10 protein-coding genes and 3 tRNA genes are annotated in these 12,465 nt (G+C 38.0%); 7 read left to right on the top strand and 6 right to left on the bottom strand.

Going from position 1 to position 12,465, the window contains the following annotated elements; genetic code table 11:
* Positions 1-62: 62 nt before the first annotated feature.
* The 4 genes from AC06OU_RS05625 to AC06OU_RS05610 all read left to right on the top strand — a co-directional run bounded on the left by AC06OU_RS05625 (position 63) and on the right by AC06OU_RS05610 (position 1,216).
* A tRNA-Asp gene (locus tag AC06OU_RS05625) sits at positions 63-138 on the top strand.
* Between the two features lie 110 nt (positions 139-248).
* A tRNA-Phe gene (locus AC06OU_RS05620) sits at positions 249-324 on the top strand.
* Between the two features lie 13 nt (positions 325-337).
* A tRNA-Gly gene (locus tag AC06OU_RS05615) sits at positions 338-408 on the top strand.
* Between the two features lie 136 nt (positions 409-544).
* Positions 545-1,216, top strand: a complete 672-nt coding sequence (locus AC06OU_RS05610) for a hypothetical protein (RefSeq protein ID WP_475854521.1) — start codon at positions 545-547, stop codon at positions 1,214-1,216.
* A gap of 90 nt (positions 1,217-1,306) precedes the next feature.
* Here the strand turns inward: AC06OU_RS05610 and AC06OU_RS05605 are convergent, their stop codons facing one another.
* The 3 genes from AC06OU_RS05605 to xylA all read right to left on the bottom strand — a co-directional run bounded on the left by AC06OU_RS05605 (position 1,307) and on the right by xylA (position 5,281).
* Entirely contained in the window at positions 1,307-2,356 is a 1,050-nt protein-coding gene (locus AC06OU_RS05605; protein ID WP_475854520.1) for an aldose epimerase family protein, read from the bottom strand.
* Positions 2,357-2,426: 70 nt separating this feature from the next.
* A complete protein-coding gene (gene xylB, locus AC06OU_RS05600) occupies positions 2,427-3,926 on the bottom strand; it encodes a xylulokinase (RefSeq protein ID WP_475854518.1) in 1,500 nt (499 codons plus the stop codon).
* Between the two features lie 32 nt (positions 3,927-3,958).
* The gene (xylA, locus tag AC06OU_RS05595; protein ID WP_475854516.1) at positions 3,959-5,281 is read right to left on the bottom strand and encodes a xylose isomerase; all 1,323 of its coding nucleotides are present in this window, start codon (positions 5,279-5,281) and stop codon (positions 3,959-3,961) included.
* Between the two features lie 152 nt (positions 5,282-5,433).
* Between xylA and AC06OU_RS05590 the strand changes: the two genes are divergently transcribed.
* Complete coding sequence (locus AC06OU_RS05590) at positions 5,434-6,066, top strand: YesL family protein (RefSeq protein WP_475854514.1); 633 nt, start codon at positions 5,434-5,436, stop codon at positions 6,064-6,066.
* A gap of 26 nt (positions 6,067-6,092) precedes the next feature.
* On the opposite strand, the gene AC06OU_RS05585 is transcribed toward AC06OU_RS05590, so the two are convergent.
* From AC06OU_RS05585 to AC06OU_RS05575, 3 genes are all read right to left on the bottom strand, one after another.
* Positions 6,093-6,914, bottom strand: a complete 822-nt coding sequence (locus tag AC06OU_RS05585; RefSeq protein ID WP_475854513.1) for a carbohydrate ABC transporter permease — start codon at positions 6,912-6,914, stop codon at positions 6,093-6,095.
* Positions 6,915-6,927: 13 nt separating this feature from the next.
* The gene (locus AC06OU_RS05580) at positions 6,928-7,806 is read right to left on the bottom strand and encodes a carbohydrate ABC transporter permease (RefSeq protein ID WP_342567399.1); all 879 of its coding nucleotides are present in this window, start codon (positions 7,804-7,806) and stop codon (positions 6,928-6,930) included.
* A gap of 94 nt (positions 7,807-7,900) precedes the next feature.
* Positions 7,901-9,193 carry an extracellular solute-binding protein gene (locus tag AC06OU_RS05575; RefSeq protein ID WP_475854511.1) on the bottom strand — a complete coding sequence of 431 codons (1,293 nt, stop codon included), beginning with the start codon at positions 9,191-9,193 and terminating at the stop codon, positions 7,901-7,903.
* A gap of 170 nt (positions 9,194-9,363) precedes the next feature.
* Here AC06OU_RS05575 and AC06OU_RS05570 point away from each other — a divergent pair, with 170 nt between their 5' ends.
* A complete protein-coding gene (locus AC06OU_RS05570) occupies positions 9,364-10,554 on the top strand; it encodes an ROK family protein (protein ID WP_340886964.1) in 1,191 nt (396 codons plus the stop codon).
* 323 nt (positions 10,555-10,877) lie between these two features.
* A partial coding sequence (locus AC06OU_RS05565) for a glycoside hydrolase family 43 protein (protein ID WP_475854509.1) occupies positions 10,878-12,465 on the top strand: 1,588 nt, incomplete at its 3' end.

Genomic DNA, 12,465 nt, shown 5'->3' with positions numbered 1-12,465 from the left:
GGTAGCTCGTCGGGCTCATAACCCGAAGGTCACAGGTTCAAATCCTGTCCCCGCAACCAAATGGTCCCGTGGTGTAGCGGTTAACATGCCTGCCTGTCACGCAGGAGATCGCCGGTTCGATCCCGGTCGGGACCGCCATTTTTTTGTAAGCAAGCAGTTCCTATGCAACTAAGTGATATAACAAACATAATTTGTGTTATACTTAACTGACTATGAGACACTAAGCTTGATTTACTTAATGAGATTTAGGCTCAGTAGCTCAGTCGGTAGAGCAAAGGACTGAAAATCCTTGTGTCGGCGGTTCGATTCCGTCCTGAGCCACCATTTATATTAATATGCGGGTGTAGTTTAGTGGTAAAACCTCAGCCTTCCAAGCTGATGATGAGAGTTCGATTCTCTTCACCCGCTTCATATGAAAAAGACCTATTGATGCAAAGATCAATAGGTCTTTTTTTGCGCATTTTTATTCTCTATTCATCTTAGGAATAAAAAGACCAGATTGGGATAAGATAGTAGAAGAAAATGATGAGAGGCGGTAATGACTATGACTACAGAATGGTTTGACAGAGTAACAGAGGAACTACAGGATCATTTGAATTCGATCTGCGAGCAATATGACCAAGTCGGCCATATGAATATTAATCGTGCCTCTAAGCATCCTAGAATTGAATTTTTTGTTGCTAGTACGGATGAGGAAGAACGAGACTATTTTTGCACTATACTTTTTGACCCTTATAATGAAGAATTTTATGTTGAAAGCTTTGACGTCCAATTGAACCAGCCAACCAGAATAATGTTAGATGATATTACGGATATAATAGAAGCAGTTCATGAAAGCTTCCACGAGTTTCTTGAAGACGATAGTGATATTGAATGGGTCTATATGGATGATGAAGATGGACTTGACGATTACGTTATCGATGATGACGATGACGACGAAATTATGTTAGAGGAAATTGATGTAGAATGGGAAACTCCTGAAATCACTGCATTTTTAATAGATGATAAAATGGAAGTAACATATCAATTCGGAATAGACAGTGCAAATGGTGATGGTGTTCTTCGTAGAAGAAACCGCAGCTGGACTGACACCGAACAAGAACTAGTGGATGAAAGCACTTTTACATTTACTAAGGATGAGGCAAGTACTATTATAGCTATGATTGCCAGTCATATGGATAAAATGGTCGGATACGATGACATTATAGATATCTAAGTTTTAAATACATCTTCAAATGGAACAATTCCATTTGAAGATGTATTATTTTTTGAGGTTATGGGGTATTGGGCCAAAGCTTTTAGTTTGCTAAATAACCCCAAAGGAATAAACGGTCTTAGATTTATACTCCTGCCCAACTTGCAGGATTGCTGACGGCAAATGAGGATGATGGATGGAGTCAGGTGGACGTTGTGTTTCCAAGCATACACCTAAATGATTTTTTAGCTGCTCTCCCCGCATGCTTTCCAAGCTGTCTAAGTTATTTCCAGTGTAGAGAACGACCGCAGATTCTGTTGTTTCTACTGTTAGCTTGCGACCACTTTCTTCTTCATTTAATACTATTACGCGAACTTTATTTTCATCCAATAAAAATGGATGATCATAGCCTTTACCCACTAGTATAGTTTGAGGGTGACGAGAGTTTGCTCCATCTGCAATTTGACGACTTTCCCGAAAATCAAATACAGAATCATCTACAGGTAATAATTTGCCAGTTGGTAGTAACTCCTCATTCAGCTCCAAGTATGTATGACTATCTATTGTTAATTCATGACTTAATATATCTCTTTTCAGATTACCACTGAGGTTAAAATAGGAATGGTTTGTTACATTTACTAAAGTATCTTGGTCAGTAATACCACTATAGCTAATGGATAATTCGTCTCTACTATTAGAAATAGTATAAGCTACCTTCATGTCCAAATTGCCTGGGTACCCCTCTTCTCCGTCCTTGCTCATGTAAGAAAACTCAATCGTTGTTTCCTCTGCACCTTCCAACACAGTAGCGTCCCACAATACATGACTGAATCCTTTAAATCCCCCATGTAAATGATTGTTTTTTTCATTCGTTGTTATATTGTATATATTCTCTCCTAAGAGAAAAGTTCCTTGTTTAATACGTCCAGCAACTCGGCCTACAACAGCTCCTAAATATTTGGTATTTTGACCATATTCTTGTAATGTTTCATACCCTAATACTATATTTTCGTATCGACCTCTACTATCAGCTGCTAATATCTTAGTAATTACACACCCATAATTCATACAGGATACCTCAAAACCATTTATATTTCTTACTGTAAATAATGTAACTGGCTGGTTGTCTATATATCCAAATAGCGTCTTCTGTATGATCACATTACCATCCTCCCATGTTATTTTATTGAATGAAGAGCCTCCACTATGTAGTAGAGACTCCTCTTTATGATTACTTACGAAATTCCAGTAGTTTTTTATTTAGATCCTTTGTTTGGAGGTAAACTTGTTGATAAATAGGGAATAGCTTCACATACTTCTCCACATTTTCTTTAATAGGAGTAAACAGCTTATCCTCCTTCAGAAATTTTTCCGCACAATCATTTAACGAATCAAACCATCCACAACCATAAGCAGCTAACATCGCTGCCCCCATTCCTGGGCCCTGTTCACTAGTTAAGCGAACAATTTTGGCGTCAAAAATGTCTGCCTGCATTTGAAGCCAATCATCATTTTGAGCACCACCACCAATTGACACGATAGTATCTATCAACTTCCCATTTCTACGAAATATTTCAATAGACTCGTGCAAGGAGAATGTTATTCCCTCTAGTACAGCTCGAGTAAAATCCTTCCGTTGATGAGAGCTATCCATCCCGATAAAACTAGCGCGAACGGTCGCATCTGCATAAGGTGTTCTCTCCCCAACTAGATATGGGGTAAATAGCAACCCATTTGAGCCTATTGGAACAGAGCCTACCTCGGCTAATAACTCTTGAAACGATTCTTCTTTTGCAAAAACCTCTTTAAACCAAGTTAAGCTATAACCAGCTGATAACGTCACACCCATTGTATAAAAAGCATCTGGTGCACCGTGATTGAAATAATGAACTTTGCCGGCAAAATCCTTATTCGATGTTTCTTCGTAGGATAATACAACCCCTGATGTGCCTATGCTACAAAGAGTTTTACCGTCTTGTAAGATTCCTGAACCAATTGCTCCACAGGCATTATCTGCACCTCCAGCGAATACGCGGGTATTAGTTGAAAGACCGGTAGCTTGTGCAGCCTCCAAAGAAATTGAACCAACTTCTTGATGTGACTCTACCAAAGGTGGGCAAAGACTAATTTCGAGATCCATTAATGCACATATAGTCGTGCTCCATTCCTTTCTACCAACATCTAATAGAAGTGTTCCTGCAGCATCCGAGTAATCCATGTGCAGTTGACCCGTAAGCCTGTATCGTAAATAATCCTTTGGAAGAACAAATGTCTTTGCTTTCTCAAATATTTCTGGCTCATGCTCTTTAACCCATAATATTTTAGGCAGAGTAAAGCCCTCTAATGCAGGGTTTTTAGTTATTTCAAGCAACTTTTCCTCGCCAACCAAATCATAGATTTGTTCACATTGAGCTGTAGTACGAGTATCATTCCATAGAATTGCAGGACGCAATACTTCGTTAACCTCATCTAACAGAACGAGCCCGTGCATCTGACCGGAAAAGCTGATTCCTTCTATGTCCTCGACATCACCGGAGAAGCTCTTCAAAAGCTCTTCTAATCCGAGCAGTGTCTTATTCACCCAGTGCTGAGGGTTTTGTTCGCTATAACCCGTTTTCTCTTGTATTAACGGATACGATTTAGATACACTTTGAACAACTAACCCATTCTGATCGACGAGTAGTATTTTAACCGCACTTGTTCCTAAATCTATTCCAATAACATATTTCATAGCTTCAGCTCTCCTACCATTTGCAATACTTATTAGTTGTTAAACGCTTGTAATAGATATTGATTAATTGTAGCCTTAATCTGCTCTAAACGACCGGAAGTTTGTTTAATATCTTTTAGCTCCAACGCATATGCTTCTAACTTATGAAAATCAGTTTTGCCTTCTACAATCTCTAATCCAATACCTTCTTTATAAGTACGGTAGCGATCATCAACCACATTTTCTAGCACTCTATCATCTATTAGATTTTGTGCTACTCGTAAACCTACTGCAAATGCATCCATCCCAGCGATATGTGCATGGAACAAGTCCTCTGGTTCAAATGATGCTCTTCTAACTTTTGCATCAAAGTTTAAACCACCTTTGCCGAGACCACCATTTTGTAAAATCTCATACATCGCAAGAGTTGTAGTCCATAGGTCTGTCGGGAATTCGTCTGTATCCCACCCCAGTAGAGGATTACCTTGATTTGCATCAACGGAACCAAGCATATTGTTAATACGTGCATAATGAAGTTCATGCTCAAAGGTATGGCCTGCAAGTGTTGCATGGTTCGCTTCAATATTAAATTTAAATGATTTTTCCAAGCCATAGCTTTGTAAAAACGCATGGGCAGTTGCAACATCATAATCATATTGGTGAGTAGATGGCTCTTTTGGTTTTGGTTCTATTAAAAACTGTGCATCAAACCCGATCTCTTTCGCATAATCTACTGCCATATGATAAAAACGCGCCAGATTATCTAGTTCAAGTTTCATATTTGTATTCAATAGCGTGTCATAACCTTCGCGCCCTCCCCAGAACACGTAATTTTGAGCCCCAAGCTCCTTACCAATTTCTAATCCTTTTTTCACTTTAGCAGCGGAGTAAGCAAACACATCTGCGTTACTCGATGTAGCTGCTCCATGAACGAAGCGAGGATGTGTGAAGTTATTGGCCGTATTCCAAAGTAGCTTTGCTTTACTAGTTTTCATATAGTCCTTGATCATGCTGACAATCACGTCTAAATTTTGATTACTTTCTCTTAAGTTACTTCCCTCTGGAGCAATATCAACATCATGGAAGCAGAAAAAGGGCACATCCATCTTTTCATAGAATTCAAAGGATGCTTCTACCCGTGCCTTTGCTAAGTCCAATCCACTTAGTTTGTCCCAAGGACGGTTCATACTACCTGCACCAAAAGGGTCCGACCCATCCATCGTAAACGTATGCCAGTATGACACTGCATATCTTAAAATCTCCTCCATCGTTTTGTCGCCAATTTTCTCCTGGGGATTATAAAATTTAAATGCATAAGGATTTTGGGAAGCAGCACCTTCAAATTTAACTTTTTGGACGTTTTGGAAATAGACCATTATTTATACCTCCTAATTTTTACTTACTCGTTTAGTTTGTTAATTATCTGAACAAAGTTTTTAAAAATAGTGACATTCCTTAAAAAGAGAGTGTATGCTATTAATAAATATCGAATTTTACAAAAATATAAAAAAGAGAAAGGTGGCCCCATATGAATGCAACCAGTAGCTTTATTTATAACTTAGCTGAATGGATAACTAAATTTGCTTATTTAAACTTGCTCTGGATGTTTTTTACACTCCTAGGTGGTGTCTTTTTGGGGCTGTTCCCATCTACAATTTCTTTGTTCGCCGTAATAAGGGAGTGGCTGAAAGGCAATACGGATATTCCCTTATTCCGTACCTTTTGGAAGCATTATCGAGCTGAGTTTTTAAAAAGCAACAAGTTAGGAATTTTTGTTACCCTAATTATAGTCTTTATTGTTTTAGACATTTTTTACATACAATCTACCGAAAGCAGTCTGCTAAGCTGGACTTACCTACCGTTATTTTCTTTTATGCTGTTGTTTGTTATGTTTCTCTTTTATCTGTTTCCATCCTTTGTACATTTCGACACAAGCCTTGGACAGGTTATTAAAAATGCCTTTTTTATCATGCTCATCAATCCGTTGACGACTCTATTAATCTTTCTTTGCTTAATACCTTTCTTTTACTTAGTTAGCCTTCTTCCCGCTATCGGGTTTATTTTTGGTGGAAGCGTCTATGCTCTTATATCCATGCGATTTAGTTTCCATGCATTTCAAAAAGTGCAGGAAAAGAAGCAAGCATTAAAATCTTCACAGTAATAGCTTCACTATTTAAAGCTATTACTTTACCCTTTTACTGCACTTGCAGAGATCCCTTCGACCACTTTATTACTAAAGAAGATAAAGGCAATAATGATTGGCAACACGCTTATGATGAGGGTAGCCCCTATCGCTCCCCAATCTGTCATATATTGACCGATAAAGTTTTGTATACCGACCGTTAATGTTTTGTATTTGTCTGAGCTTATAAATGTATTCACGAAAACAAATTCATTCCAGTTATAAATCATATTAATCACTACCGTTGTAGCCATTACTGGCGTTGTCATCGGGAGAATCACTTGGAAAAACATTCGATTAACGGAGCAACCATCTATTATGGCTGCCTCCTCTATTTCTTTTGGCAAAGTATAATAGAATCCAAGTAAAATCATCATCGTTATTGGTAAGTTATAGGCTGTATATGTAATAACAACTCCGAGTGGGTTATCTATTAAATTCACGCTTAAAAACATGCTATAGAGTGGAATTAACGCCGAATGAATCGGAATCATTAAACCAATGATGAACAGACTGAGTACTGCTCCACTTAGCTTCCATCTCATTCGAGTGATTGCAAAAGTGGCCATACTTGCGAAAAGAACGGTAAGTATAATGGCAAGTGTAGTAATCCAAATACTATTAAAAAAGTAAACTCCTATACCGCCATCCCACACCTTTAAATAGTTTTCCCATCTAAACTCTGAAGGTAAAGCAAACGGTGAACCCGCAAATATTTCTCGATTATCTTTTAATGAGAATATGAATAACCATATTAGCGGGACGATTTGAAACAATGCTACAACCATTAGACTGAAATATAGAAAAAAGTAGCCAACACGTCTCATATACAACCTCCTTTTAATATTCTATTCTCTCTTTTGTCGCTGTTAGCTTTCTAACAATAAAGGTAACGATTAATGTAATGATAAGTAATAAGAAACCAATCGCACTTCCGTATCCGAAGTTATAGCTTGAAAACGCGAGCTTATACATGTATGAAGCCATTACTTCACTCGCTCCATTTGGTCCACCAGAAGTCATGACATAGATTAAGTCAAAATACTTTAACGACCCAATGATTGCTAATACAATCGTTACACTCACCACTTCTTTGATCAACGGAAGCTTAATCTTTGTAGCAATTTGAAAGGCAGAGGCCCCATCCATTCTTGCAGCCTCTATTAAGGACTCCGGAATGTTCTTCAACGCAGCATAATAAATCAAAATATAAAACCCAGCATATTGCCATAATATCGGGATGAAGATAGCAAACAAAACTAACGATGGCTCTGCAAGCCAAGCGGGAGGATTTTCCACTCCTATTTGCTTAAGGAAAACATTTAAAATACCATTCGAAGGATTATATACTTTAATCCAAAGCTGGGCTATAGCTACAGAGGATAACAACATTGGTATTAAATATATTTTTCTGAGCAAATCAGATCCTTTTATCTTGGACGCCAATATAAAGGAGATGGTTAAGTAAATGGCTAAGCTCAAGGTAGAGAATATTGCCAACAAAAAGGAATGATAGGCACTACTCCAAAATTTCATATCCTGAAGACCTTTAATATAATTCTCTAAGCCAATGAACGTTTTTTCTCCTATACCATCCCATTGCATTAAGCCATAATATCCAGACAGCATTAGCGGAATGAATATTAACACCAGGACGAGTAAAAGTGCAGGTGAAATATACAATGCTATCAACAATTTGTTAGACATTACCTTGTTCATACAAGTAACTCCTTCCCTATCAGATAGACAAGGGTTACTCCAGTTAAAGGAATAACCCTTACGCCCATCGACAAATCCTCTAGCTAATTATCTATTATTTAGAAAGAGCATCCTCATGCGCCTTTCCAAAATCTTCTGGAGTCATTTCCTTACCAAATAGAGCCTGAATCGAATCTAAATGTACTTGTGCAACATCAGGGCTCATCTGAACATCTGCAAATAGTGTGATATTACTTGCCTCGTTTAACTCATTTAATATATCAATATACATCTCTGGCAGATCCAACGTTCCTGCGTCAACTTTGGTAGCAGGGATTACACCTGCTTTTGTAACAGCTTTTTCTCCCCATGCTTTTACAAAGTAAGCTGCAAAGTCCTTTGCCTCTTCCTTTACATCTGAGTCCTCAGCTACGAATAACCCGACTCCAGGTCCTCCAACAAAGCTATCCATATCCCCGTTTCCATTAACAGTTGGGAATTTCAAATATTGAACTGAATCTCTAAATTCCTGAGGTACCGTTTCATTTGTTGTATAGTTCGGTAAATCCCAAGTAGCGATTAAATACATCGGAGCTTGCTCACTCATGAACATACTTTTTGCTTCTTCATCCGCCAATCCATTAAATCCTTTGACGAAGGCACCCATATCAACAAGATCTTGAACCTTTTGAGCTGCCTCCACTAATGCAGGATCTTCAAAAGAGCCAGAACGATCGATTGCCTTGTTAAGAACCTCTGCTCCTCCAAGACGATCAGCTAAATACATATACCAAAGTGATCCTGTCCAAGCATCCTTATTTCCTAAAGCAATTGGATCTATTCCATTTTCTTTAAATACTTTTATCACATTCTCTAATTCTTCAAAAGTCTTTGGTGCTTCTAAGTTATATTCCTTAAACATTGCACTGTTATAGTATAGTGTGACAATATTCAGCTCTAGCGGTAAGCCATATGTTTTCCCGTCTAGGGCATATGCCTCTGCAGTTCCCGGAACAAAGCTATCACTTAGCTGGTCTTTAATAACATCGTCTAATGGAGCGAACATGTTCCCACCGACATAAGGCTCTAAGAAGCCTGCAGCCCAAGTCATCCCTACATCTGGAAGCTCTTTAGAGGTGGATAATACTCTTAACTTATCTTTGTATTGTTCATTACTTAACACTTCTAGATCCACTTTGACACCATCATTTTCTTTTTCATAATCTGCAATAATTTCATTTACAACATCATAATGTTGCTTGGAACTTCCTTCTGGCCATAAATGCATAAACTTAATTTCTTTGTCCCCATTTTCACTTGAAGATTTTTCGTCTGAGTCTGAACACCCTGCTAATAAATAAAATAAAGAAGCAAATAATAGAATTTTAATCATTTTGTTGATTTTCATTCTTATTTCCCCCACCCCAAAGTTTTTACAACAATATTCTGAATATTGTATGCGTTTTCATTGTAGCAAATAACACTATGTTAGTCTAGTGGATAAACAAAGTTTTTTTATTTTTCAGTTTTATGTTAGAATGATGAAAAATGATAAAGAAAGAGCTGAAGTGAATGAAGCTGAATGCTAACCAAACATGGAATCACCATGTGGTCAAAAAAGGAAACAAATCACTAGTTCTAGATAAGATAAAATATAATTCCCCTATCTCGAGAGCGACTGTTGCTAGTCAAGTCGGATTAAACAAAGGAACTGTTTCCTCTTTAGTTAATGACTTGCTGGAAGAACACCTTATCTATGAATCTGGACCGGGGGAATCTAGTGGTGGTAGAAGACCAGTTATGCTGCTCTTCAATGAAAAAGCCGGCTACTCTATCGGTATAGACATTGGAGTTAACTATCTACTCGGAGTGCTAACCGATCTTAACGGAAATATTCACACCGAGAAGCGTATAGCTTTTAAGAATCTATCTTATGAAGAAATAGAGTTGAGATTATTTGAAACGATAGACTTCCTTCTTATCTCTACTCCCGATTGTCCGCATGGAGTAGTAGGAATTGGGGTAGGTGTACCAGGGATTGTAGAGAAGGATGGAAATATTCTATTAGCACCAAATTTAAATTGGAGAAATATTAACCTAAAGGAGGTATTAGAAGAAAAATATAATCTACCTATCATTATAGAAAACGAAGCAAATGCAGGTGCTTATGGCGAGAAGCATTTTGGAGCTGGCAAGGACTTTGAGAATGTCATCTACGTAAGTGCAGGAATAGGTATAGGCGTGGGATTAATATTGAATGGTTCTCTTTACAAAGGCTCTAATGGATTCTCTGGTGAGCTTGGTCATATGACTATTCAAGCAGGAGATCTGTTATGTCGTTGTGGAAACGAAGGCTGTTGGGAGCTTTATGCATCTGAGCAAGCGCTAATGAGACATGCGGAGAAATTAGATATACCCTTTGATTCACAGGATTTAGAAGGCTTAGTCTCACTTGCGCAAAGTGGAAATGAGGAAGTCATTCAATTGTTTCATCAGACTGGTGACTATTTAGGTATCGGCATCAATAACATTATCAATATCTTTAACCCGCAACAAGTCATCATTGGGAACCGTTTAGCTTACTCCAAAAAATGGTTAAAGGACTCTTTAAATAAAAGAATTACAAATCAGGCTCTATGGTTTCAACAAAACGATTTGCAAATTGATTTTTCAGAGCTATCCACGAGGTCTACAGCATTAGGGGTTGCTGCTTTTTCCATTGAAAACTTTTTAAGTGTCAGTATCCAACAGGATGTTTTGCTAGAATAAACTTTTCTGAAGTCAATTTACTTTTTTGAAGACTAAAAAATGATTAAGTTCCCTCCCTTACACATAGTCATGATGATTAGTAAATTTAATTATCCGAAAATTACGATTTTATATCTTCTGATAATAAATGGTTTAATGGGCAGCAATTTTTTAGATTTATAACCGTTCGCAGGGATATATGACCGCTCAGGAGAATATATAACCGGTCACGGAGATTTATCACCGTTCGCTGAAATTTATAACCGTTCAGCGAAATAAATAACGGCTTACAGTTTATGTGCTTGAAATGGACAAAAATCACTCAATAAAAAGGATGATGACAAATGACAACTATTCGCAATCCTATATTACCAGGCTTTAATCCAGATCCAAGTATTTGTAGAGTTGGAGAAGACTATTATATCGCTGTTTCTACTTTTGAATGGTTCCCCGGCGTTGGAATTTATCATTCCAAGGATTTAAAAAATTGGCGTTTAGCTTCTCGACCTCTTAATCGTCTTAGTCAATTGAATATGATGGGAAACCCTAATTCTGGTGGGGTTTGGGCACCTGCATTATCCTACAGTGATGGACATTTTTGGCTCATTTTCACAGATGTAAAAGTTACAGAAGGACAGTGGAAAGACTGCCATAACTATCTTGTCACTTGTGACACAATCGACGGTGAATGGTCTGACCCTATCTTTTTAAACAGTTCTGGCTTTGACCCTTCCCTATATCATGATGAATCGGGCAAGAAGTATTTAGTGAATATGAAGTGGGATCACCGCCTCCATCATCATAATTTCTATGGTATTGCGCTTCAGGAATATGATGTGGAGCAGCAAAAATTAGTCGGTGAATCTACTATTATCTTTAAAGGAACAGATATTAAGCTCGTAGAAGCTCCTCACCTATACAAGATTAATGATTATTACTACTTGTTAACTGCTGAGGGTGGCACAAAATATGATCATGCAGCTACTATGGCGCGATCGAAAAACCTAGAGGGTCCTTATGAGGTCCATCCAGATAATCCATTGATAACATCTTTCCCGTATCCGCGAAACCCATTGCAAAAGGCTGGCCATGCTTCCATCGTCCATACCCATACTGATGAATGGTTTTTAGTACACTTAACCGGTCGTCCACTCCCAAGAGACAACCAGCCTTTACTGGATCCACGAGGATTTTGTCCACTTGGAAGAGAGACTGCTATTCAACGATTAGAATGGAAAAATGACTGGCCATATGTCGTAAATGGAAATGGTCCCTCACTAGAAATTGAAGGACCAGCGATTGAAGAAGTTGTATGGGAAAAGGACTTTGAGGAAAAGGATGATTTTAACGAAGAATCATTGAATGCTCATTTTCAATCTTTGAGAATTCCACTCGGAGAACATATTGTTTCATTGAAAGATAACCCTGGTCATTTGCGTCTTTATGGCAAGGAATCTTTAACTTCTAAATTTACACAGGCTTTTATAGCTAGACGTTGGCAGCATTTTAACTTTATTGCAGAAACTAAAGTAGCCTTCCACCCAAATACCTTCCAGCAATCAGCGGGTCTCGTGAACTATTACAACACAGAAAATTGGACAGCGCTACAGATTTCGTGGCACGAGGAAAAAGGACGGATTTTGGAGATAAGTACATGTGATAACTTCGTATTTGATCAGCCACTTCAAGGAAAAGAAATTGTCCTCCCTGAAGATGCAGAGTATGTATATCTACGTGTAGAGGTTAAGACATCTATTTATGAATATTCGTATTCACTGGATGGTGATAATTGGACAGCGATTCCTATTTCTTTTGCTTCGCATAAATTATCCGATGACTATATTCGAGGCGGAGGATTTTTTACTGGGGCATTTGTCGGTATGCAATGTCAGGATACATCTGGTCAAAATATCCCTGCTGATTTTGATTACT

The sequence above is a fragment of the Psychrobacillus sp. genome (assembly GCF_056205495.1).
Note: the sequence above shows the minus strand (reverse complement) of the source record. Positions and strands in the feature narration are given on the sequence as shown.